A 22,978-nucleotide genomic window follows, 5' to 3' on the forward strand; every position below is an offset into this window, starting at 1 on the left:
GGTCCTGCGGCCGCGACGGGCCCCTCGGCGGTGGCGGGGCCCCGAGCCGACACAGGTGACCCGACGGTGGCGGGGCCCCGAGCCGACACAGGTGACCCGGCGGTGGCGGGGCCCCGGGCCGACACGCGTGACCCGGCGCGCACCGGCCGGGCGGAGACGCCCCGCGCCCCGGGGCACCCCCGCCCGGGCGGCCGCCCGGTCTCAGGGATGCATCCGCGCCCCCTTGAACACCTTGTCCACCCCGTTCCGCGGCCCGTACACCGCGAGCCCGACCAGATCCAGTGCCGCGGTCGGCACGGCCCGTACGGCCGCCCGGTTGTCCCGGTCGTTGCCCGTGGCGAACAGGTCGGACGTGAAGACCGCCCTCGGGAGTGCCCGGACCAGCGCGCGGCCGTGCGCCGCGGTCAGCGTCTCCTTGCCGCCCTCGAAGATCATGACCGGCTGGCGGAACATGGGCAGGTACGGGACGCCGTCCGCGTCGGCATAGGGCTCACCGACCGCCTCGGGGACGGTCGCCCCGAGGCCGCTGACCAGGAAGGCGGTCACGTTGAGCCGCTGCCAGGGCTCCAGGTCGTCCCGCAGCAGTACGGCGATCTTGGTGTCGAAACGGATGGGCTCGTTGTCCGGTGTGCTCATGCCTCGAGACTGCCGACCGCCGTACGACGTCGTCTTGTACGTTGTTTGCATGGCGGCCCAGCGGGAGATCTCCGCGTGGCGCCCGCGGATCCCGGGCGTCGTGGAGGTCTTCCACGCCCACTACACCGAGTACGCGTACCCGATGCACGTCCACGAGGCGTGGACGCTGCTGATCGTCGACGACGGTGCCGTGCGCTACGACCTCGACCGGCACGAGCACGGCACCCCGCACGACACGGTCTCGCTGCTGCCGCCGCACGTCCCCCACAACGGTTCGCCGGTCACCGAGGACGGATTCCGCAAACGCGTCCTCTATCTCGACCTGAGCCGGCTCGACGCGAGTCTCATCGGCCCCGCGGTGGACGGTCCCGACCTGCGCGACCCTCTGCTGCGCCGACGCGTCGGGCAGTTGCACACCGCTCTCGCGCACCCCGGTGACGAGCTGGAGGCCGAGAGCAGGCTGACGCTGGTGGCCGAGCGGTTGCGCGGCCATCTGCGGCCACGTCTCGTCGAGGAGACGCGACCTGACCCGACGCTCGCGGACCGGCTGCGCGAGCTGCTGGACGCACGGCTCGTCGACGGGGTCTCCCTCGACGAGGCCGCCCGGCTCCTGCACGCCCATCCCGCCCATCTCGTACGGGCGTTCAGCGGTGCCTTCGGGATCGCGCCGCACCAGTACCTGATGTCGCGGCGCGTCGACCGTGCCCGCCGGCTGCTCCTGGACGGCGGCAGACCGGCCGAGGTGGCCACCACGACCGGTTTCTACGACCAGTCCCACCTCACCCGCCAGTTCAAGCGGCTGGTCGGGGTCGCCCCGGGGCGTTACCGCGGCGGGGCGACGCGGGCCCCGCGGACCCGATGAGCCCCAGGGGCACGACGGATCCGACGGTCAGGACGGGCACGATGGGCACGACGGGCACGGGTCCGACGTGACCCACGCGTCTCAGAGGTCGCGCTGTGCCTCGTACAGGTTCCGCGGCCGTACGACGTCCGTCGTCCCGTACAGCTCCAGGCGGGAGTGCAGGTCGCCGGTGAAGTCGGGTACGTCGATCTGGTCGAACTCCGTACAGGTGTTGACGCCGACCGTGGCGCTGTAGGGCGCGAGGCCGTCGATCTTGACGAGCCCGGCGCGGTTGTTGGTGTCGCGGATGTTCCAGTGGGTGAAGCGGGCGCCGAAGAGGGGCCCGGCGGAGGCGTCGCCACCGTGGCGGCCGTTGTTGTTGACGGTGATGTCGGTGCGGACGTTGGCGAAGGGCATCCCGCGGTGGGAGTCGAAGGTGCCCATCCGCATGTCGCCGCGCGACCAGACGTTGTGGGAGGAGAGCCCCTCCACGTTGATGCCGTGGAGCTGGGTGTCCGCCGGGGCCGGGACCGTTCGCTGCTCGATGGTGAAGTCCTCGACGAGGTTGTCGTGCGAGCCCTCGCGGCAGAAGTACGGGTGGTGCGAGCCGCGGCCGGCCACGCGGGTGCGGCGCAGGGTGCAGGCCGAGGCGGCCACGAGTCCGAAGCCGTTGTCCACATGGCGTACGACGACGTCGTCCGCCCAGCAGTCGTACGCGCACTGGAACACGACCCCGTTGTAGCCCTTGTCCAGGAGGTGCGGGGACTGCGGGGTCTCGACGGCCTCCAGGGTGAGGCCTTCGACGCCCGAGCCCGTCAGTGGCTCCACGTGGGTGGTCAGGCGCGGGTCCCACTCGGGGCGTATGTCGAGCGGGAGCGGACGTTCCAGGGTGACCTTCGTGCCCCGCACCCGGCTGACGCGCACGGGCCACTCGTAGGGGACGTAGCTGGTCAGCTTGGTCTTGTCGTCCCAGTAGTACGCCTCGGGGCCTGGGCCGCCGCCCGCCATGTGTTCCAACAGGGTGTGGCCGGTGTCGTCGGCGAGGCGGAGCAGGACGAGCCGGCCCGCCTTCAGCCGGCGCGGGTCGGTGACCGTGATCGTCCATGAACCCCGGGTGGCGGGTGCCACCGTCGTCAGCGTCTCCCACTCGTCGCGGCGGTTGCCGGTCCAGCCCTCGAAGGGCCAGGCCTTCGCCCGGACGGCGGCGACCAGGGAGTCCAGGCGGGCCGTGGGAGCGAGCCAGATGAGACCGCCCGCCCAGGACCAGGAGGACTTGTCGCCGCCGTAGCGGGAGCCGTAGACGCCGATCAGTTCGGTGAGGTTCCTGGTCGCGTACAGCTTCGTGCGGTCGCTGCCGGCGCCGCGCAGGACGACGTTCGAGTGGCCGACGCGGATCAGGCCGTCGACGCGGAAGGTGCCGGGCGGGATGAGAACCGTGCCACCGCCGGCCCTGCCGGCAGCAGCGATGGCACGGTTGATCGCGGGGGCGCAGTCCGTCACGCCGTCGTCCGCCACGGCGCCGAAGTCGCGTACGTCGGCCACGACGGGGCGGCGGGGGAAGCGCGCGGTCCCGCCCCGGAAGCCGGCCCGGCCCACGTACGGGATCTGCGGGTGAGTGAAGGGGGAGCGGGTGAACTCCCGCCAGAGTCCTGGCACCTGGCCGTGCGCCCCGTGCCGCGCGGATTCCGTGCCCGCCGACGCGGCTGTCGCGCCGATCGCCCCGGCTTGCATGCCCGGTGGACCGGCGGCGGCCGCGGCCCGCTCGGACGCGGCCGCCGCCGGTCCGCCGGTCACGGCGGCGGCCGCCACCGCCACGGCGCTGCCGAGCAGGCCCCGCCTGCTGATGCCCACGTGCTCCTCGCCCATGCCCGCCCGCCTCTCATCGCATCCATGGATGTGAATGACGTTCAGATCTGCGTCAGCCGCGAGCATGCCACTGTGAAGGCTCGCGCGGAAAGGGTCGCGCAGGGGCTAGTTGGACTGGACCATGAGTCAGTCGGTCGGACGCTGGGTCAGATGGGTGAACGCGTCCAGATTGCGGGTCGACTCCCCGCGGGAGACCCGCCAGGCGTACTCCTTGCGGATCGCGGAGGCGAAACCGAGCTCAAGGAGGGTGTTGAAAGACCCGTCGGCGGCTTCCAGGACCGAACCGAGCAGCCGGTCGATCTCGTCCGGCGTGACCGCGGCCAGCGGCAGCTTGCCGACCAGGTACACGTCTCCCAGGGGGTCGACCGCGTAACTCACGCCGTAGAGCTTGAGATTGCGCTCCAGGAGCCAGCGGTGGACGCCTTCCTCGTTCTCGTCGGGATGGCGGACCACGAAGGCGTTCAGCGACAGGGAGTGCTTGCCGACGATCAGCGACACGGTCGTCGAGAGCTTGCGGGTGCCGGGCAGTTTCACGACGTACGAGCCCGTCGCGGGGCTCTCCCACTCCAGCTCGGCCTCGGTGAGTGCCTGCTCGACGATCGACGCTGCGTCAGCCATGGGGCGAGCGTACGTCAGCCGTCCGACAGCGGGGTGTCAGCCCTGGTGGCCGCGGACCTTGCGGCGGTGGGTCTGCGTCGCCGCCGCGTACACGTCCGCCGTGGCCGCCGCCGCGGTGTCCCAGCCGAAGCGCTGCGCGTGCCGGGCGGCGGCCTCACCCATCCGGGCGGGGAGCGTGCGGTCGTCGGCGAAATCGCGCAGCACGCGCGCGTAGGCGGCGGGATCGTGCCCGGGGACGAGGAAACCGGTCTCCCGGTCGCACACGGCGACGGGCAGCCCGCCGACCGCGGCCGCCAGCACCGGCGTGCCGGCCGCCTGCGCCTCGATGGCCACCAGTCCGAAGGACTCGCTGTACGAAGGCATGACCAGCACCGACGCGGCCCGGAACCAGTCCGCGAGCTGCTCCTGGTCGACGGGCGGCCTGAAGCACACGACATCGGCGATACCGAGCCGGGCGGCGAGCTTCTGCAGTCCCTCGGGCTTGGCGAGACCGCTGCCGCTGGGACCGCCCACCACGGGGACGACGATGTTGCCGCGCAGCTCGGGACGCTCGTCGAGCAGGACGGCGACCGCGCGCAGCAGCACGTCGGGGGCCTTCAGAGGCTGTATGCGGCCCGCGAAGAGCGGGATCAGGGCGTCCTGCGGGAGCCCGAGCCGGGCGCGGGCCGCGGCGCGGCCGTCGGCCGGGCGGAAGCGGTCGAGGTTCACGCCGGGGTGGACGACGGCGACCTTGCCGGACTCGGCCTCGTAGTGGCGTACGAGTTCGCCGGCCTCCTCCGCGGTGTTGGCGATGAGGCGGTCGGCGGCGCGCACGATCTGGGTCTCGCCGATGACACGGGCGGCGGGCTCGGGAGTGTCGCCCTCGGCGAGCGCGGCGTTCTTGACCTTGGCCATGGTGTGCATCGCGTGCACCAGGGGCGCGCCCCAGCGCTCGGCGGCGAGCCACCCGACGTGGCCGGAGAGCCAGTAGTGGGAGTGCACCAGGTCGTAGTAGCCGGGGCGGTGCCCGGCCCAGGCCTGCATCACGCCGTGCGTGAAGGCGCACAGCTGGGCGGGCAGGTCCTCCTTGGCGAGGCCTTCGTAGGGGCCCGCGTCGACGTGCCGGACGAGGACTCCTGGGGCCAGCTCGACGGTGGGCGGGAGGGCGGCCGTCGTGGACCGCGTGAAGATCTCGACCTCGATGTTGATCGCGGCGAGGCGCTGGGCGAGCTCCACGATGTAGACGTTCATGCCGCCCGCGTCGCCCGTGCCGGGCTGGTGCAGCGGTGAGGTGTGCACGGAGAGCATGGCGACGCGACGGGGCCTGCGGTTCAGCCTGAGCCGTGACGGCGCCGCCTGGGAGCGCCGCCCGAGCCTGCTGACGTACTGGCTCACGTGGCGTTCCTCCTCGCTTCGGGCATGCCGGTCGGAGGGCACGGCGCACCCTCCAATCCTGACGAACGCCGGAGCAGGCCGCTCCATTTCCCTTTTACCGAAACATTGCCCATGGTCGCTCAACCGTTCGATAGCGAGTTGCGTACGCGGTCTTTGTCCACAGGGCCGGGGCCGGGACGGAGGTTGTCCACAGGCGGGCACGGCGTCGTGTACGGCCGCCTACTCTCATACGCATGACAGCCCGCGCCGCGTCCCGCCCCGTGGGAACGGTGACGCGCGGGACCACGAACCCCAACCGCCTGCGCCGGATGGACCGCTGGATCGCGGCCACCCACGGCGCCGAACTGCGCGGGAGCGCCGATCCGGTGGCGGTCGACCTCGGTTACGGGGCGGCCCCCTGGACCGCGGTCGAGCTGCTGGCACGCCTGCGCACGGTCGCCCCGCGCACCCGGGTGGTGGGCGTGGAGATCGACCCGGCCAGGGTCGCGGCGGCGCGGCCGTACGAGCGGGAGGGCCTCTCCTTCCGGCACGGCGGCTTCGAGGTCCCGGTCGAGGGCGGACCGACCCTCATCCGGGCGGCGAACGTGCTGCGCCAGTACGACGAGGAGCAGGTCGCCGCCGTCTGGCAGCGCCTGTGCGCGCGTCTGGCCCCGGCGGGGCCGGGGTCCTCGGGCGGCCTGCTCGTCGAGGGCACCTGCGACGAGATCGGCCGCCGGCACGTCTGGGTCGCGCTCGGCCCCGAGGGCCCCCGCACGGTCACCTTCGCCACCCGGCTGGGCTCCCTGGACCGGCCCTCCGACCTCGCCGAGCGCCTGCCGAAGGCCTTGATCCACCGCAACGTCCCGGGCGAACCCGTCCACGCGTTCCTGCGCGACTTCGACCACGCCTGGGCGGCCGCCGCGCCCTACGCCTCGTACGGCGCGCGGCAGCGCTGGATCCGCACGGTCCGCGACCTGGCGGCCGACTGGCCGGTGACCGACGCGATATCGCGCTGGCGCCAGGGCGAAGTCACGGTGAGCTGGCAGGCCTTGGCGCCAGGGGTGTGACGGCCGGTGGCGTGGCCCGGGTCCGGTGCGCGGGCGCGCTTCGGCGAACGGTCGCGGACTTCACCCGCCCGCACCACTCGCGGAACGAACTCCGTGAGTGGTTCGTCACACAGGCGGGGAGATCGTCTTGCGGAAGCGCGACGGAGGGAAGGGAGTTCTTGCCCGCCTCTGTCGCGTTGCGCGCCGACATGGCACGATCCCCCAGGCGTCCATAAGTTACTGACGGTAAATCAGTTTGGGGGCGGAGCAATGGGATCCGGCAAGCGGAGCCTGACCACGGCGGCCATGGTCCTGGCGTGCGCCTGCGCGGTGCTGTCGGCACCGGCTGTGGCGTACGCGAGCCCGACACCGGGATCCACGCCGGTACCCGCGCCGACACCCACCCCGCCGGGCAGTGCGGCGGGTGCGGGCGGTGCGGGCGTCCAGGATCCACAGGCGATCCGCAAGAAGAAGGATCTCCAGGCGATCCGCCTGAAGTTGGACGATCTCTACCACGACGCGGCGGTCGCCACGGACGCGTACAACGCCGCCGAGGAGAAGGCCCGCCAGCAGTCCGCCCAGATCGTCGACCTGGCCCAGGAGATCGTCAAGAGCCAGGAGAAGCTGGACCGGTTGAAGGACCTGGCGGGCGCCGCGGCCCGGGCGCAGTACCGGGGCGGCGGCCTGCCGCCCGAGGCGCAGCTCTGGCTGAGCAGGAACCCCCAGGAGTATCTGGACGGCGCGGGCAGGGTCCGTCAGGGCGAGCACGCGACCAAGGGCCTGCTCGACGAGATGGCCCGCACCCAGCAGGACTTGGAGCAGTACGCGAAGGACGCCTCCGCCCAGTGGCAGAAGCTGGAGGCCAACCGCGAGGCCAGGGCCGAGGCCCAGAAGAAGATCAAGAAGCAGATCGCCGCCGCCGAGAAGCTGGAGTCCCAGCTGCAGAAAGAGGAGAAGGAGCGGCTGGCGAAGCTGGAGGAGGAGGCCGCCTACAAGGCGCAGACGGCCTGGCTCAGCTCCGGCGTCCTCGCCGAGATCGACGGCAGGGCGTCGGCGCAGGGCAAGGAGGCCGTGAAGTACGCCACCGACCAGATCGGCAAGCCGTACGTGTGGGGCGCCGAGGGCCCGAAGTCGTACGACTGCTCGGGGCTGACCTCCCAGGCCTGGATCTCCGCGGGCCACGGCATCCCGCGCACCTCTCAGGAGCAGTGGAAGCAGCTCACCCACGTCGCCATCAAGGACATGCGCCCCGGCGACCTGATCATCTACTTCGACGACGCCAGCCATGTCGCGATGTACATCGGGGACGGCGCCATCGTGCACGCGCCCCGGCCGGGCCGGACGGTGACCGTCGCGGGCGCGGGATCGATGCCGATACTGGGGGTCGTACGGCCGGACGCGTGAGGCGTCTGGCGCGGGCCCGAGGCACCGGGTGTGGGCGGGCCCGAGGCACTGGGCACGGGTCGGCCCGAGGCACCGGGCGTGGAGCCCGGGACATGCGGCGTGACCGCCCGGTGACCGGGCCCCGCGCACCGCGCGCCCTGTCGTGACCCACCGCACGTGACCTGCCCCACGGGGGCGCCCAGCTCCCCCGCCCGGGGACGTGACGTTCGTCATCTTCGGCCACCCGGCATCCTGTCCAAGTGCGGTACAGGATGCGGCATATGACGGTGGCCGATTGCCGGAAGCCCCGCCGCACACCATTCCCCCGCGGCGTCCGCTACCGCTATGGTCCCCGTCGGTGGGTCGAGGACCTTCGCCCCACCACGCCCTCGGGGGGAGGGAAGGAACAGACGATGCCCGTACCCATACCGCGGCAGAGAGCGATCCCGGCCGCGGAAAGTGGTCAGGCTTCAGCCGCGTTCTCACCCGGCGGCCCATCCGGAGAGTCAACCGGCGGCCCCGCCGGACACGCGACTGGCGGCCCGGCCGAAGCCTTGCCGGCGCCCCGCGCCGCGACCCCGGTCGACAGCACCACCAACCTGACCCTGCTGGTCATCGAGGACGACCCGGCCGGTTCGCTGAGCGTGCCCGAAATGCTCGACGCGGCCGGCAAGCCGATCCGTATCCGTACTGCCCGCAACCTCACCGAGGCCGAGCGGCTGCTCACCGACGACGTCCACTGCATCCTGCTCGACCTCGCGCTGCCGGCGCCGGGCCGGGCGGCCGAGTCGGACGACGAGCTGGCCACGCTCAAGCACGTACTGCGGCTCGCGCCCCGGCACGCCGTGCTCGCGCTCACCGCGTCGGGCGACGCCGAGCGGGGCGCCGAAGCGGTACGCGTCGGCGCCCAGGACTACCTGTTCCGCGACGAGCTGGACGGCCGGCTGCTGAGCCGCGCGATCCGGTACGCGGTGGAGCGGAAACGTTCCGACAAGGCCGAGCGACGGCTCACCGAGTCCAGGCTGCGCGCCCAGGAGAACGCGCGCCTGGAACGCGGACTGCTGCCGACCCCGCTCCTGGAGGGCTCCTCGCTGCGGTTCGCCGCGCGCTACCGCCCCGGTCGCTCCCGGGCCCTGCTCGGCGGCGACTTCTACGACACGGTCCGTACGGCCGACGGCACGGTGCACGCCATGATCGGCGACGTCTGCGGGCACGGACCCGACGAGGCGGCGCTCGGCGTGGAGCTGCGCATCGCCTGGCGGGCGCTGACGTTCGCGGGGATGTGCGGCGACGAGCTGCTCTCGACGCTCCAGCAGGTCCTGGAGCACGAACGCGAGAGCGACGAGATCTTCGCGACGCTGTGCACGGTGGACATCGCGCCGGACGGCCGCCGTGCCGGGCTCTGCCTGGCCGGTCACCCGTCCCCGCTGATAGCCCGCCCCGGCCGCCCGGCCGAACTGCTGCCGTACGAGAACGGCGGCCCGGCGCTCGGTCTGCTGCCCGGCGCCCGCTGGCCGCGCCAGCAGGTGGAGCTGGGCGGCGAGTGGAGTCTGATGCTCTACACGGACGGTCTGATCGAGGGCCGTATCGGCGAGGGCAACCAGCGGCTCGGCCAGGACGGCATGGTGGACATGGTCCGCCGCCAGCTCGCCGAGGGGCTGGAGGGCGAACAGCTGCTGCGGGCCGCCGTGAGCGAGGTGCGCGAACTCAACGGCGGAGAGCTGACGGACGACGTCGCGGTGCTGCTGCTGGACCGCATGCCGTAGCGCCGTACGGCCGCCGGAGCGCCGTATACGTGCCTGGTGGTCAACGACCGCCGTTGTACGGGCCGTAGGGGCCGTCGCTGCTGCTTCCGCCGCGGCGGCCTCCGCCTCCGGAGACCTGACGGAGCGCGGGGCGTACGTCCACGAAGAAGACGATCGTGGCGACCAGCCCGGCGATCTGCAGGAAGATTATCGGGACCAGCAGGTTCACGGCCACCGTGATGCCCAGGATGATCAGCCAGAACATCTTGTTCTGCTTGTCCGCCGCGCGGTACGCGTCCTCGCGGGCGATCGCGGCCATCCCCAGTGCCACCACAGCGAGCACCAGCATGGCCAGGAAGATCAGCGACATGAAGCCGCCGAATGCCGTCAACAGCACTATGCACACCGCCCGAGTCGAATCATCTCTACGGTCACCGTACCCGGAGAACGGGCCGGGAACTCTGAGAGTGCCCGGCCCGTCCCCGCATCGCTACGCCGTTCGCCCGCCATGTCCGTCGGCGGGCTCGCGGCGGCCGCTCACTTCGCGGGCGGAGTCGTCTTCTTGGCGACGGGCTTGCGCAGCGGGGCCTTCTTCGGCGCGGTCTTCTTGGCCCCGACGGGCTCGGCGGCGACCGTGGCCGGCTTCGGCTCTTCCTTGACCGGGACGGGCTGCGCGTCCGGCTCGACGGCCACGGCCAGTTCCTCGATGCCGTCGGCCGCCTCGCCGCGCCAGGTCCGCACGGTCTGCTCGCCGTGCTCGGCGACCTTCTCGTACGTCTCCCGGGCCTTCACGGCGTACTCGGCGGCGACGCCGACTCCGCGCAGGGCGAGGTCCTGGGCGGACTCACCGAGCTTCTTGAGGTCGGTGTCGAGGGTGCTGATGAAGTCCGTCACCCGGGTCTGGATCGTCTCCTGCGCCTCCTTGGCACGGGAGGCGGCCTTCTCCTGGACGGTGTTCGCGTCCATGTTCTTCACGGTCTCGATGCGCGCCGGAGCCTCGGCGCGGATCTGCTCCACGATGCCGGGGACCTTCCTGGCCTGCTGGACGGCCAGGTCGGCGGTGCCGGCCAGGAAGTACAGCGGGGTCGGGTCCGTGGCGGCCTTGCGGATGTCGTCGGTGATGGCCATGGCGATGATCCTCCCGGAGTCGCTTTCAGCTGAGGGTTTGGGTGGTCCGCGGCGAACCTGCCGGTCTGCACCGGTAGCGGCGGCACTGCCGCCGCCGGTACGGGTCAACCGGCGGTCTGCTGCGGATCGGCATCGCTTCCGTCGGCCGTGCGGGGGCCTCGGACAGCGGTGTCCGGCGATTGCCGGGTGTCCGATATGTTCTGTGCCGGGTCCTGCACCGTCTCCTGGACCACGCCTGGGGCCATGTCCCGTGTCCCGCCCTGGGCCATGTCCGGCGTGATCTCGAATCCGTTCTCCTTGCGGAAGGACTCGTAGATCTGGAGCAGTACCTGCTTCTGCCGTTCGTTCAGCGTGGGATCGGCGAGGATGACGGCACGTGTCTCCACCTCGTCCCGGTCCCGTTCGGCGTCGAGGATGCCGGCCCGCACGTACAGCGTCTCGGCGGAGATCCGCAGCGCCTTGGCGACCTGCTGCAGCACCTCCGCGCTCGGCTTGCGCAGCCCGCGCTCGATCTGGCTCAGGTACGGATTGGACACCCCGGCGGCGTCGGCGAGCTGCCGCAGTGACAGCTGCGCGGTGCGCCGCTGTTCACGCAGATACTCACCGAGATTGCCGACGTTGAGCGATGCCATGGCTCCACCTTGCCGCACCCCCGCTAACAATTGCAAGCACCCGCTTGCAAAAGTGCGCTGCGCCACGCCGAAAGCCCCCGGTCGGACGCAGGCGCCGCTGTCCGTTCCCGGTAGGTCTGCGGTTTATTCGGAGCAGGCGTCCGTGCGTGCGCCCAACGGCGGTGGTTTTGCCGGAAGAGGCCGTGGCGGTGCCGTGCTGTCTCGTGAAGCCGTGGCGAGCTGTTGGTGCTGGTGCTCTCACGCTCAGCAGTCAGGATGGCTGGACTTGGTCGAAGAGTGCGAGGGCTTCGGCGGGGTCCGGGCTCACGAGGCGTTCCAGACCTGCCGTCGTGATCTTCGCCCACCTGCCGGCCCGTACCCACATCTGTTCCTCGAAGGCGCGGACGGTCTCGTCCAGATCCTCGGGGCCGGCGGCGATGGACTCGGCGAGTTCGGCGCCTTCCAGCATCGCGAGGTTCGCGCCCGCCCCCAAGGGGGGCATCAGGTGGGCGGCGTCGCCCAGCAGCGTCACCCCGGGAACGTGGGTCCAGGTGTGGGACACGGGCAGGACGTGGAGGGGGCGGTGGACGAAGGCGGTGCCGTGGCGGAGGAGGTCGAGGACAGGAGCGGCCCAGCCGTCGAACAGAGCCAGCAGCCTCGATCGCACGGCCTCGACGTCGGCCAGGTCCAGGTTCGCGTGCCAGTCCAGAGGGGCGCGGAACTGGGCGTACACCTTGACGTGGCCGCCGTTGTTGCGCTGGGCGACGAGAGCCCGGTTCACGCCGTACACCGCCACGGAACCGTCGCCGACCAGCCGGGCGAGGTCGGGATGGCGGGTGTCGACGTCGTCGAGGGAGGTCTCGACATAGGTGACGCCGGTGTAGTGCGGCGTCACCGACGAGACCGCCGGGCGGACCCGGGACCAGGCGCCGTCCGCGCCGACCACGAGGTCGAACGTCTCCTGCCGCCCGTCCGCGAAATGGACCAGTAGGCCATCCCGGGTCCCCGGCACCACCTGCGTCACGCCCCGGCCCCACTGGACATCGAGAGAGCCGAGCAGCAGGTCACGGAGTTGCCCGCGGTCGATCTCGGGATTGGCCCGGTCATCTGGACGGGGTCGCCAGTCGCGCAGGACGGTTCCGTCCGTGTCCAGGATGCGCATGGCCTGCCCTTCGGGACGGGACAGCTCCTGGAACTCCGCCAGCAGCCCCGCCTTGTCCAGCGCGAGCTGGCCCAGCCCTTCATGCAGGTCCAGTGTGCCGCCCGGGGGGCGGGCGTCGGGGGCGGGATCGCGTTCGAGGACGGTGACAAGGTGGTCATGGCGGTGCAGGACGCGGGCGAAGGTAAGGCCGGCAGGACCGCTCCCGACCACTGCGATGCGGTGTCTCATATCGATACACCGTATTGCTCGAATACGGTGTATCGCAACGGTACGGTGTGAGCATGACTGTCTGGGACCGGCCGGAACCGCCGTCTCGCCCCGTGCCGCTCGACCGGGAGCGGATCGTCGCCGCCGCCATCGCACTGGCCGACGAGGGCGGGCTGGAGGCGGTGTCGGTACGCAAGGTGGCCGCCCGCCTGGACGCGGGCCCGATGCGGCTGTACAGATACATCTCCAGCAAGGAGGAGCTGTTCGACCTCATGGTGGACGAGGTCCAGGCCGAGATCCTCACCGAGGAACAGCCCGGTGACTGGCGGGAGGCGCTCGGCGTCCTCGCCCAGCGCACCAGGCAGGCCGCTCTCCGCCACGCATGGCTGGCCGACCTGCTCGGCGGCCGCCCGGCGATGGGTCCGAACGGCCTCGCCGTGGCCGAGGCCACGCTGTCTGCCTTCGACGGCCTCGCCGACGTCGACACCGTCATGCGCGCCGTGGAGACGGTCAGCGCCTACTTCATCGGCGCGATCAGGCGTGAGACCGCGCACCTGCGGGCCGAGCACGCCACGGGCCTGTCCAAGCACGACTGGCAGCGCGCCCACGGCCCCCACATGACGAGCATGCTGGCCACCGGCCGCTTCCCGGCGTTGGCCAAGGCCGTGTACGACGGCACGGACGTGGACGCCGAGACATCCTTCGCAACCGGCCTGGAATGGGTCCTCGACGGCGTGGCCACCAAACTCGCCCGGCCGCCGGCGTGACGCTCAGCTCTTGCCGAATGCGAGCGAGGCCGGGGTCGGTGTCCACGGGCCGTGCGGGCCTGGGCCGCCACCATGAATCCTGCCGAAGGCCCCTCGCATCGACCCTGCTCGGCGGGCGCTACGGGCACCTCGCCGATGGACGAACCTCGGTCGGCACCGGCGCACCATCGACGCCGTCTGCACAGAGGCCGAGCCTCGGCTGAACGTCCCCACCCTTCGCGAGAAGCTCCACTCCTACGCCTTCTCCAACGACGCCCTTTTTCGCTGGACCGAGCCCTTGGGAAGGTCTCTGATGTTGGTGGCGACGCCGGACGACTACGACGCCCTACGGGATGAGTCCCACCACCAGAACTGAAAGACACCAGGCCGCGGCCGTGCCGTCCGACAGAACAAATGGGACCGTCTCAGCTCGCGCTCAAGCGGGCGCAGCACCGTGCAGATCCACTGGGCCGCCCGGCTCCGGTTTCGTCCCAACAGAACTGACGAGGCCCAGCTCAGAGACACCTCATCGATTCAGATCTTTTTGGGAACGGACAGCCGCGCCGGGACCCGATCCGCGCCCTCGGCGGCGACACGCCTCGACGGAGGCCGCCGGCCGGCTGCGGCCCCGCTGTCGAGAGGGGTGCTCTTACGAGATGGTCCGGCGTGGCCGCACTCGACAACCGACCGCGCCCCCTCGGAGGAATACGCGGAAAGGCGGCGGGAAATACCGGCCGAACCGGATCCGTAAAACCGTGGAGTCCACCGCCAGGAAAACGGTCCGGGTGGATGGCTTCTCTCTCCACCCGGACCGCGGAGTCAGTTATTGTTGTTGTTGGTGCCACCGCCATTGTTGTTGTTATTGTTGTTGTTATTGTTGACGATGACCGTAATCTTCAACCCGTCGTCGTCGAAGTCCCAGTCCCGCAGGTCGTAACCGGCGTCGCCGTCCTCATCGTCCTTGAAGTCCGCCCAGTCGTCGGCGCCCGCATCGGCCTTTGATTCCGCCCGGTCGTAACCACCGTCGACGTCCGCATTGTGCTCGAAGTCCGCCCAGTCGTGGCCACCGTCGACGCCCGCTTCCTCCTCGGGGGCGGCGAAGGCAACGCTTGAGCGGAAGGTCTTGAACGAGTCATGACCTGCGGCTTGCGCCATGGGCGCCGACCAGAGACCTACCATCCCGCCGCCGAGCACGATCAGCGCCGCCGCCCTCGCACCCCGGCGGGGGTGACGCGAGGGATTGCCCTCGCCCTGACGCCCGTTGCACATCGCCTTGAGCTTCGGAAACATCTTGCGTCCTCTCTCCTCGCATGAGCGAGGGAACTGTCCGATTGGTTCGAGGATGCAAACGTCGAGCCGCATCCAGCCTCATCACGCTTTCCGTGCGAACTGCATGCGATAACGGTTCGACCTGCGATGTTAGGCCAGATGCTGGCATGTCTGCGACATGCGGCTCACACCGATGGCGCGTCTGGAGACCAGGCGATAAAGTAATCGGCCTCAAATTGTCATGACGACCCTCGAGTTCGTCCGACGGGCCGTTTCGGCTTGCCGGACCGGCCATGGGCAGGCCGGCGGCCCGGCTGTGAGAGCGGAGCGAGCCACCTTGATCTTGAGGAGGCAGGGAAATCTCGGAACGGCGCCCGAGGCCTGTTCCGTGAAGCCCTCCGCGCACAGTACCGTTGCGGCCATGACTGCCGGGTCGGCCTCGTGCCGTGAGCGAGTGGGTTGCCCGGCCTCCGAGTGAGGCCGGGGCGGTGCAGGGCACCGCCCACTCCTTTTCCTCGCGCACTCCGGGATACGGAGTATCGCGCGCTTTCCCCCCTTCTCGATTTCCGCAACGCGGGCTTCGCGTGCCTTCGCACGCGCACGGCGCCGCGGCGATTCCCCCTGCCCGAAAACTGCCCGAAAAACAGAAAGCAGAGCATGCCCAACGCCTTCAACCAGCAGATCATCGATGAATTCCGCGCCCGTGACGGGAAGGTCGGCGGCCCTTTCGAGGGAGCCCGACTGCTCCTGCTGACCACCACCGGGGTCCGCACCGGAACCCCGCACACCACCCCCCTCGGCTACTACCCCGACGGCGGCGGCCGGGTCCTCGTCATCGCCTCGGCCGGGGGAGCGCCCAGGCACCCGGACTGGTTCCTCAACCTCGTCGCCGAGCCGCGCGTCCGCGTCGAGAGCGGTGTCTTCACGTACGACGCGCGGGCCGTCGTCCTGGAGGGCGCCGAGCGCGACCGGCTCTTCGCCCGGGCGGTGGAGGCCGACCCGGGATGGGCGCGGTACCAGGCGAAGACGGACCGCGTGATCCCCGTCGTCGCGCTCCAGGAGATCGCCCAGGACGGTCCGCCGCGCCTGAACGCCGGCTCCGTGAGCGAGGCCCTGAAACTCGTCCACGATGCCTTCCGGCGCGAACTCGCCCTGATACGAGCGGAGTTCGAGGCCACCGGCTCCCACCTGGGTGCCCAGCTCCGCGTCAACTGCCTAGCGCTCTGCCAGGGCCTGCACCAGCACCACACCGGCGAGGACATCGGTCTCTTCCGTGTCCTCGCCGACCGCCACCCCGAACACGCGCCGCTGCTCGACCGGTTGCGCGACGAGCACGGGCGGATCGCCGTGCTGGCCGGGGAACTGCGCCGGGTCGTCGGCGAGAAGCACGCCGACCCGGCTCTCGTACTCCCCGAGGTGGTACGCCTCACGGAAGCGCTCGAAGCCCATCTCACCTACGAGGAGGACCAGCTGATCCCGATTCTGGACGCGGCGACCGCCCCCTGAGACGGCGGGTGCGGCGACCTCGTCGAGCGGGACGAGGTCGCCGGCCGGCCACCGGGCCGGCCTGTCCGAGCGGGGCGGGCGCCGGCCAGGTGCCGGATGTCCCGCACGTTCGCGGGACGGTCAGGATTCCGCGGAGACCCCGGCCGGCCGCCGGCTCCCGCGTTCTCCGTGCGGCAGCGCGCGGGCGAGGTAGGGGTTCGTCGTCCTGCCCGGAAGTCCCAGCGCAGCGATGGCGTCGGCGAGGGTCATCGCGTAGGAGCCGACGGCCCGGCGGACGTTCGGGGCGTCCAGGCTGTCGCCGGTCACCAGACGGTCGAGGTCCACGTACGCCGAGCGGACCACCTCCATCCAGCGGTAGACACGCCAGTCCTCGCGCCAGCCCTTCGTGCAGTCCTCCGGCAGGACACGCTCCCAGCGGGCGAACAGGCGCTCACGGATCTCGGGCCGCGTGGGTGTGAGATGCATGTGCCGGACCAGGTCGTACAGCGGGTCGCCGACGACCGCCATCTCCCAGTCGATGAGCACCAGTCCACCCCACTCGCCGCGCACCAGGTTCCACGGATTGAGATCACCGTGCAGGAGTACGGGCCGACGCGGGACGAGTGTGTGGCGGTCGAGGATCTCGCCGAGCCGGTACCCGTCGGGGAGCCCGAGTTCCCGCATCAGATCCCGGGTCGGTTTGGTCAGTCCGTTCACCATGTGCACCAGTTCGGCGCGGAGTCCGGGGTAGAGATTCAGCCCTTCCATGAACGGATCCAGCTCTTCGCAGTCGACGGAGGACAGGGCCCCGAGCTGGTCCACGAGATCGTCCGCCTCGTAGGGGCGCAGCCCTTCCACGGGGTGATCCGGCGGCCTGAACCCGTCCGCCGGCCCCTCGTACGAGTGGATGGTGAACTGTTCCTTCAGGCCGCTGATGCCCAGGGCCAGCACCCGCGGGGCACGCACGGAGACGTCCGACCGCTCGATGGCTCCGAGGACGGCGTGCTCGTTGAGGAACCTGCGCTCGCGGGTGTTCGCCGCGCCGACCCTCCGACGGACCATGACGGGAAAGGGCAGGCTCGGCACCCGTACCGCCGTGTTGAGATGGGCCGTTCCCTTGAACACCCGATCCGCGGACGCGGCGCCCTCCTCGAACAGGGCCTCGCTCACGGCCGCCTTGGAGAGAGAGGGGTGCAGAGGAAGTCTTTCGTCGGCCGTCCAGACGATCCGCTCGCGGGACCAGTGATGTCCGTGCCGGTCTTCGTGGGACTCGTTCCAGCGGAAGAGAATGCGCTCGATCGCCGTCTCGTCCGGCACGCTCGCGAGCCGCAGTGGTTCCTCGGCCGCCAGCAGTGCCCGGTGCACCGCGCTCGTCGCGGCATCCAGTTCCTGCTGTTTGACGGAGTCACCCAGCGACATGGCGGCCCGGATCACATCCGGGTAGACGGACTGGGCACGCTCGAAGGCGACGTAGTTCCTGAGGTCGCGGTCGAGCCCGTGCACGGCCGCGGGACGCCGGCGGCCCATCGCCTCCCGCCATGCCTCGATCACCTCGGGCCACTGGTAGTCGGGGTACCGCATGCGCACCAGGTGCGTGGCGAGGTCGTGCAACGGGTCGCCGTAACTCGCCAGTTCCCAGTCGACGCAGATCAGGGGCGGGGCGCCGTCGTAGGACACGATCACGTTGTCCCGGTGCAGGTCGGTGTGGAGCAGGCTGAAGGGGCGGCTGACCTGTGCCGGCACCTTCTCGGCGAATCGCACCATCGCGTCCTCGGGAATACCCAGCATCGCGAAAAGACCGCCGAATTCGTCCCAGTTGCGCTGTCTGATCTGCTTCTCCGCCGCGAACGCCAACGTCCGTAGAAAGGCTCTGCTGTCACGGCTGGAGCGGGGCCAGGACGGTGGCAGCGGAGGAAGATGCCGTCTGCGCACCTGCGTCATGTCCGCCAGGAGATCCGCGAGTGCGCGGACCAGACCGGCGTGCAGCGGATTGTCGTTCGGGCAGATGCGCGACAGCGGCATGCCCTCCACATAGCTGAGAATGGTCAGATCACGGTGCTTGACCAGGCAGCGCGGAACGTGCGGCAGTACGCCGCAGATCGTGTTGAGGATCTCCGCCTCGTCCTGCCAGGTCCTGATGACCACGGGCAGCGCCGAGGGGATACGTTCCCGCACCGTCACCGGCGCACCGTCTTCGCACGCCACCAGACGGGAGTCGTGTTCCGTGAGCGGCCTCACCATGTAATTCAGATTGTGGTGTCCCCGGCCGAACGATCCGAATGCCTTGGCGTAGCGGACGAAGTCGCGGTACTCCGTGTCCGACGCCTCTTCCAGGGCCAGGGGACCGGGCGGGCCGGACATCAGCGGAACGCCCACGGTCACTCCTGAATGGCTGTGCGTTGTCGCCGATGTTCATGCACCGCGACGAGGGTGAGGACACCCTAGTGGTCGCCCGGGAGCGTGACCGGGCAATCGCCGCGTATTGAGAAAGAGTTCTACATTCAAGGAGTGCCGCGCTGCTGGAGGCCCCGTGGGTCCGGCTTCGGCTCAGGACGGCTGCGCGAGAAGATTCCAGCAGGAGTCGAACCAGGCGTGCATGCTCTCGACGAACACCGACCCGGAGGAGTCGGGATCACCCTCGTCGTTGACGTGGCGGGTGAGTGTCGATCCCAGGCCCAGCACGTCGATGGCGTCGACCTCTGTCTCGGCCTCGGTCTCGTCGTCCATGAGGATCGAGCGTTCCACCACCTCGTACGGCCCGAACAGTGCCTCGGCACCCGGGCGCAGATACAGCTTGAACGTGGGGGTGAGCGGCACATGCCGGACCTCCACCCGCACGGACGGCACGAGGCCCTCCGTCTGCAGGTCCCGCAGCGCCGAACGCAACGAGATCGCATGCCGCCGGGTGATGGCGTGCAGGCGCTCCTGGAGCCGTCCGTTCAACTGGTCCGGTTGCCCGGCCTCCGCCTGCTGCGCCTCCCCTCCTCCGCTCGCGGGGCGCTGCGCGCGGGGGTAGGGGAGTTCGAGTGACGGGGAGGGCAACAGCATGCGCAGTTCGAGGCGCTCGGGCTCGACCTCACCCAGGCGGACACGCTCGGCCTGCAGCCGGATGTGGGCGTCCAGGGATTCGGACGTCAGGGTGAACACGTCCAATTGGACGACCGGCTGAGCGAAGGCCCGCGCGATGAAGGTACCCAGGGTCGCGCGCACCCGGGGCGCTTCCTGCTGCGGGGTGCCGAGGTGTATGGGGCTTTTCACGACGCGTGAGCCGCTGCCCTGCCGGGACTCGATCCAGCCCTCGCCCGACAGTGCTCTCAGGGCCCGCTGAACGGTGTCCCGGGACACCGTCAACTCGTCGGCCAGGGCCCGTTGGGGCGGCAGTGTGCTGCCCAGGGGGTAGACCCCGTTGGCCAGCCGGCCGCGCAGCTCCTCCAGGACACGCCAGAACTCCCTGCCGCCCCCTTCGGTGGTCTGCTCCTCGTCCACACGGCGACCGTACCTCTTTCGGCTGACAAGCAAACCAGTTTCAGTCAAGCAGGGGTCGCCGCTGACGCCCGGTTAAGGGATCAGCCCAGCCGGGAAAACCAATCTCAAGCCAACCAGTCCAATTGGACGGGTAGTTGATCGATTCGCGGAAGTGGACGGGGTGGGACGCATGGTCTTCTTTCAACTGGTCGTCGCCGTGCTGGAATTCGGCACGGCGCAGCTGGTCCGGTCGAGGCTCGGACTGACCGGTCTGCTCGTGCTGACCTGCCTGGTGGTGGGCATACGCGCGGGGAGCGCCCGGCTGGTCTGGTGGTCGGCGGCCCTCTTCTTCCTGCTGACCCTTCAGATGCAGACGTGAGACCCCCGGACGAACGCGGCTCGGCACCTTCGTCCGCGCCGCATCCGCATCCGTATCCGCACCCGCGCCCGTCAGTTCTGCCCTCGAAGCACCCTCAGCACCGGCTCGAGCGATCCCACCACGTCCTCGGCGCCCGCGTCGCGCAGCAGCTTCTCCTTGTACGCGTTGCGTGCGTAGCCGAGGAACGGGACACCGGCCAGTCGCGCCGCCTCGTGGTCGGAGGGGGCGTCGCCGATCATCAGGGCGGCGGAGGGGGCGGCGCCCATGGCGTTCAGCGCGCGGTTGAGGCAGTGGGGGTGCGGCTTGAGCTGGTTCAGGTCCTGCGTGCGGCCGTAGAGGTTGCGGGCGAAGCAGTCGGTGAGGCCACGGCTTTCGAGATAGCCCGAGACCGTGCGGGCCGAGTTGTTGCTCGCGATGGCCAGCCGCGCTCCCACCGCGCTCCAGGTCCGGATCACCGGATCCGCGTACGCGGTCGGCCAGGCGGAGGGCACCGCCCTCAGTTCCTGCTGAGTGAGGCGTTCCTCCAGTTCGGCCACCAGGTCGCTGTGTGGATGGCGCCGGTGCACGGCGTACAGGACGACCATCGGATCCGGGTGGACCTGCTCCTCCTCCGTCAGCAACCCCCGCATGCCCTGGTGTTCGAGCCACTCCACCAGGTCCTTCGCCACGTCCTCCGCCCGGTGCCCCGCGAACAGCCGGCAGATCGGCCCGTCGAAGTCGAAGAGTACGAAGCGAGCGCGTTCGATCACTTCTCGCAGGTTCTCGGTCTCTGCTGCCACCAGTTCGGTCTGCCTCGTATCAGAAGTCACTAGGAGAGTGTCAGGTCCGTGGTGATGGTTTCCCAGAGGGCATCGAACCACTTCTGGGATTGCTCCACGAACGCGGCGTCCCGCATACCGGACCGCTTCTCGAAGGAGAAGAGGAGGGAGTCCGAACCCAGGGCGTCGTACATGTCCAGCGTCACGTCGGCCATCTCCTCCTCCCGCCGGGTGACCATGTAGTACGCGAGCAGGGCCTCGACCTCGTTGAGAAGGTACAGCTTCACGGGCGGGGTGAAGGGGAGAGCCCGGAACGTCACCCGTACGTCGATACCGTGCGAGGAGCGCAGGGCGCGGAGGTTGTGCTGGAGGACGTGGACCTGGGCGTTGCGCTGGGCCAGCCAGCGCCCGTGGACCGGGTCGTCGTCGACCCGGCCGTCGACGGAGACCGGGAAGGCCAGGTTGATGTCCCGGGACGGAAGCAGGATGCGGACGTCGATCGACTCAGGGCGCAGGCGGCCCTCGTGGATCAGACGGACCGGTTCACCGAGCGCGAGCATGAGGGTCTCCGCGGTCAGACAGGCCGCGTCGATCCGGACGTGCGGCGCCGAGAACGCCTGCGCCAGACGGGGCGCCAGGCCGACCATCGTCGTCTGGGGCTCGTCCTGTGCCGGGGCCGGCTCCGCGATCCGGGGCGGGCTCCCCTTGCTGACGTTGCTGAGCAGGCCGTCGTCCTGAAGGGCGCGCAGGGCCTGCCGGACGGTCCCCCGTTCGACGCCGAACTCCTCCGCCAGCTCGGCCTGCGTGGGCAGACGGTCTCCCGCCTTGAGGTCTCCGGCCCGGATCCGTTCCCTCAGGACGTCGGCGATCTCCTGCGGCGAAAGCCTTCTGCTGCCGTTCACTGCAACGTTCTCCTGGGTCACGACCAAACGTTACAACTCCCACCCATCTACGGGGAGTTGTTTAAAAGTTGTTTATGACTGGTGGCCAAGTGGGGACAACCTAAGCAGAGTTGGCAGCCAACTTGGTCAAGTTGGCGGAAGTTTTGCCTCCCCCGTCGAGCCGGCTGCCGCAGCTCCCCGGCCTCACCCCCGCACACCCCAGAGGAACCACCACGCCACAGTAGAAACAGGAGAACCGCCCATGCCCGCCATCGCCCTTCTCTCCGCCCTCTTCGTCGTCGGCTTCGACCAGTTCGTCCAGTGGCAGTACGGCACGACCGGCGTCGTCGGTCTGCTGCTGCTCACCGTCGGGGTCAAGGCGAAGAGCCCCACCTGCAGCTCCATCGGGGCGGTCGTCCTCGCCCTGCTGGTGGCCGGCCCCGCCCTGTGAGCCCCGGCCCGGAGGCGGTCAGCCCGAAAGCAGCAGCTCGGAGCTGATGGTCTCCCACAGCGCGTCGAACCACCGATGGGACTGTTCCACGAACGTGGTGTCCCTCAGCCCGGCTCCGTGCGCGAACGGGAAGAGCATCGACTGCGTGCCCTGGACGTCGTACATCTCCAGGTACTCGTGGTCGACCTCCTCCTCGCGCCTGGCCAGGGTGTAGTACGCGAAGAGCGCCTCGGTCCCGTTGAGCAGGTACAGCTTCACGGGCGGCGTGAAGGGCAGCGCGCGGAAGGCGACGTTGACGTCGATGCCGTGCGTGGCGCGCAGGGCGAGCAGGTTGTGGCGCAGCACCTGACCCTGGGCGTTGCGGTTGGTGAGCCAGTTGCGCTGGAGCCGTCCCGAGGCCGAGGCGTCCACCGGGGCCGGGAAGGCCAGGTCGATGTCGCTGCTGGGGAGCAGGACGCGCACGTCCACCTTGGCTGGTTTCATACGGCCCGCGTGAATTTGCCGGAGGGGCTCGCCCATGGCAAGGGTGAGCGAAATCGAGGTCAGGCAGAGCGCGTCGATCTCCACGTGCCTGGCCCCGAAGGCGGCCGTGATCCGGCCGCCCAGTGCCACCGTGGTGGGCTGCGGTGAGGCTTCCGGGCCGGTCAGAGCCCGTTCCAGGGTGTCGGCGACGGTGGCCGGGCTCCCCTTGGACATGTTGACGAGCAGGTGCTCCGACTGCAGGATGCGCAGCGCCTGACGGACGGCCCCGCGCTCGACGCCGAACTCGTCGGCCAGTTTGGCCTGCGTGGGCATGCGCTGGCCCGGCCGCAGCTTGCCGGACCTGATCCGGCTCCGCAGTTCGTCGGCCACCTCACGGTGTGACCTCTGTGGCCGTGGTGACCTGTTCCGCCCATTGGCGGCGGCGTGTTCCGGCTCCACGACCGAACACTACAACTTCGCGCCATC

22 protein-coding genes are annotated in these 22,978 nt (G+C 70.2%); 8 read left to right on the top strand and 14 right to left on the bottom strand.

Features of this window, described 5'->3' with window-relative positions; all coding sequences use genetic code 11:
• Positions 1-201 precede the first annotated feature (201 nt).
• Positions 202-636, bottom strand: coding sequence for a DUF2000 domain-containing protein (locus HEP85_RS18835; RefSeq protein WP_248001992.1), 435 nt, complete (start codon positions 634-636; stop codon positions 202-204).
• Between the two features lie 49 nt (positions 637-685).
• Here HEP85_RS18835 and HEP85_RS18840 point away from each other — a divergent pair, with 49 nt between their 5' ends.
• Positions 686-1,498 carry an AraC family transcriptional regulator gene (locus HEP85_RS18840; protein WP_168528777.1) on the top strand — a complete coding sequence of 271 codons (813 nt, stop codon included), beginning with the start codon at positions 686-688 and terminating at the stop codon, positions 1,496-1,498.
• Positions 1,499-1,579: 81 nt separating this feature from the next.
• Here HEP85_RS18840 and HEP85_RS18845 read toward each other — a convergent pair whose 3' ends face one another.
• The 3 genes from HEP85_RS18845 to mshA form a co-directional block, all read right to left on the bottom strand.
• Positions 1,580-3,343, bottom strand: coding sequence for a glycosyl hydrolase family 28-related protein (locus HEP85_RS18845; RefSeq protein ID WP_369657762.1), 1,764 nt, complete (start codon positions 3,341-3,343; stop codon positions 1,580-1,582).
• A 126-nt stretch (positions 3,344-3,469) separates the two neighbouring features.
• Complete coding sequence (locus tag HEP85_RS18850; protein ID WP_168528778.1) at positions 3,470-3,961, bottom strand: YbjN domain-containing protein; 492 nt, start codon at positions 3,959-3,961, stop codon at positions 3,470-3,472.
• 36 nt (positions 3,962-3,997) lie between these two features.
• Complete coding sequence (gene mshA, locus HEP85_RS18855) at positions 3,998-5,335, bottom strand: D-inositol-3-phosphate glycosyltransferase (protein ID WP_168528779.1); 1,338 nt, start codon at positions 5,333-5,335, stop codon at positions 3,998-4,000.
• Positions 5,336-5,568: 233 nt separating this feature from the next.
• Here mshA and HEP85_RS18860 point away from each other — a divergent pair, with 233 nt between their 5' ends.
• The 3 genes from HEP85_RS18860 (at position 5,569) to HEP85_RS18870 (ending at position 9,509) form a co-directional block, all read left to right on the top strand.
• The gene (locus tag HEP85_RS18860; protein WP_168528780.1) at positions 5,569-6,381 is read left to right on the top strand and encodes a class I SAM-dependent methyltransferase; all 813 of its coding nucleotides are present in this window, start codon (positions 5,569-5,571) and stop codon (positions 6,379-6,381) included.
• A gap of 249 nt (positions 6,382-6,630) precedes the next feature.
• Positions 6,631-7,764 carry a C40 family peptidase gene (locus HEP85_RS18865; RefSeq protein ID WP_168528781.1) on the top strand — a complete coding sequence of 378 codons (1,134 nt, stop codon included), beginning with the start codon at positions 6,631-6,633 and terminating at the stop codon, positions 7,762-7,764.
• A gap of 392 nt (positions 7,765-8,156) precedes the next feature.
• Positions 8,157-9,509, top strand: coding sequence for a PP2C family protein-serine/threonine phosphatase (locus HEP85_RS18870; RefSeq protein WP_168528782.1), 1,353 nt, complete (start codon positions 8,157-8,159; stop codon positions 9,507-9,509).
• A 40-nt stretch (positions 9,510-9,549) separates the two neighbouring features.
• Here HEP85_RS18870 and HEP85_RS18875 read toward each other — a convergent pair whose 3' ends face one another.
• From HEP85_RS18875 to HEP85_RS18890, 4 genes are all read right to left on the bottom strand, one after another.
• A complete protein-coding gene (locus HEP85_RS18875; RefSeq protein ID WP_168528783.1) occupies positions 9,550-9,885 on the bottom strand; it encodes a DUF2516 family protein in 336 nt (111 codons plus the stop codon).
• A gap of 140 nt (positions 9,886-10,025) precedes the next feature.
• The gene (locus HEP85_RS18880; protein ID WP_168528784.1) at positions 10,026-10,616 is read right to left on the bottom strand and encodes a hypothetical protein; all 591 of its coding nucleotides are present in this window, start codon (positions 10,614-10,616) and stop codon (positions 10,026-10,028) included.
• 104 nt (positions 10,617-10,720) lie between these two features.
• Positions 10,721-11,248 carry a helix-turn-helix domain-containing protein gene (locus HEP85_RS18885; protein WP_168528785.1) on the bottom strand — a complete coding sequence of 176 codons (528 nt, stop codon included), beginning with the start codon at positions 11,246-11,248 and terminating at the stop codon, positions 10,721-10,723.
• Between the two features lie 250 nt (positions 11,249-11,498).
• The gene (locus tag HEP85_RS18890) at positions 11,499-12,617 is read right to left on the bottom strand and encodes an NAD(P)/FAD-dependent oxidoreductase (RefSeq protein ID WP_168528786.1); all 1,119 of its coding nucleotides are present in this window, start codon (positions 12,615-12,617) and stop codon (positions 11,499-11,501) included.
• Positions 12,618-12,670: 53 nt separating this feature from the next.
• Between HEP85_RS18890 and HEP85_RS18895 the strand changes: the two genes are divergently transcribed.
• The gene (locus HEP85_RS18895; RefSeq protein WP_168528787.1) at positions 12,671-13,363 is read left to right on the top strand and encodes a TetR/AcrR family transcriptional regulator; all 693 of its coding nucleotides are present in this window, start codon (positions 12,671-12,673) and stop codon (positions 13,361-13,363) included.
• Positions 13,364-14,161: 798 nt separating this feature from the next.
• Here the strand turns inward: HEP85_RS18895 and HEP85_RS18900 are convergent.
• Complete coding sequence (locus tag HEP85_RS18900) at positions 14,162-14,632, bottom strand: hypothetical protein (RefSeq protein WP_168528788.1); 471 nt, start codon at positions 14,630-14,632, stop codon at positions 14,162-14,164.
• A gap of 636 nt (positions 14,633-15,268) precedes the next feature.
• Between HEP85_RS18900 and HEP85_RS18905 the strand changes: the two genes are divergently transcribed.
• Entirely contained in the window at positions 15,269-16,117 is an 849-nt protein-coding gene (locus tag HEP85_RS18905) for a nitroreductase/quinone reductase family protein (protein WP_168528789.1), read from the top strand.
• Between the two features lie 120 nt (positions 16,118-16,237).
• Here HEP85_RS18905 and HEP85_RS18910 read toward each other — a convergent pair whose 3' ends face one another.
• Positions 16,238-18,337: an aminoglycoside phosphotransferase family protein gene (locus HEP85_RS18910; RefSeq protein ID WP_329294916.1), complete on the bottom strand. Its 2,100-nt coding sequence runs from the start codon at positions 18,335-18,337 to the stop codon at positions 16,238-16,240.
• A gap of 306 nt (positions 18,338-18,643) precedes the next feature.
• Positions 18,644-19,582: a GntR family transcriptional regulator gene (locus HEP85_RS18915; protein ID WP_168528790.1), complete on the bottom strand. Its 939-nt coding sequence runs from the start codon at positions 19,580-19,582 to the stop codon at positions 18,644-18,646.
• 169 nt (positions 19,583-19,751) lie between these two features.
• Here HEP85_RS18915 and HEP85_RS18920 point away from each other — a divergent pair, with 169 nt between their 5' ends.
• Positions 19,752-19,940 (top strand): hypothetical protein, encoded by a 189-nt coding sequence (locus HEP85_RS18920; RefSeq protein ID WP_168528791.1) that lies wholly within the window; start codon positions 19,752-19,754, stop codon positions 19,938-19,940.
• Between the two features lie 71 nt (positions 19,941-20,011).
• Here the strand turns inward: HEP85_RS18920 and HEP85_RS18925 are convergent, their stop codons facing one another.
• Both HEP85_RS18925 and HEP85_RS18930 read right to left on the bottom strand, forming a co-directional pair.
• The gene (locus HEP85_RS18925) at positions 20,012-20,749 is read right to left on the bottom strand and encodes an HAD family hydrolase (protein WP_248001993.1); all 738 of its coding nucleotides are present in this window, start codon (positions 20,747-20,749) and stop codon (positions 20,012-20,014) included.
• Positions 20,749-21,627 carry a GntR family transcriptional regulator gene (locus HEP85_RS18930; protein ID WP_168528793.1) on the bottom strand — a complete coding sequence of 293 codons (879 nt, stop codon included), beginning with the start codon at positions 21,625-21,627 and terminating at the stop codon, positions 20,749-20,751. The genes HEP85_RS18925 and HEP85_RS18930 overlap by 1 nt, the downstream gene beginning before the upstream one ends.
• 214 nt (positions 21,628-21,841) lie before the next feature.
• Here HEP85_RS18930 and HEP85_RS18935 point away from each other — a divergent pair, with 214 nt between their 5' ends.
• Positions 21,842-22,030 carry a hypothetical protein gene (locus HEP85_RS18935; protein WP_168528794.1) on the top strand — a complete coding sequence of 63 codons (189 nt, stop codon included), beginning with the start codon at positions 21,842-21,844 and terminating at the stop codon, positions 22,028-22,030.
• 18 nt (positions 22,031-22,048) lie between these two features.
• Here the strand turns inward: HEP85_RS18935 and HEP85_RS18940 are convergent, their stop codons facing one another.
• Positions 22,049-22,882, bottom strand: coding sequence for a winged helix-turn-helix domain-containing protein (locus HEP85_RS18940; protein ID WP_248001994.1), 834 nt, complete (start codon positions 22,880-22,882; stop codon positions 22,049-22,051).
• Positions 22,883-22,978: the final 96 nt, after the last annotated feature.

The organism is Streptomyces sp. RPA4-2 (assembly GCF_012273515.2).
Lineage (GTDB): Bacteria > Actinomycetota > Actinomycetes > Streptomycetales > Streptomycetaceae > Streptomyces > Streptomyces kaempferi.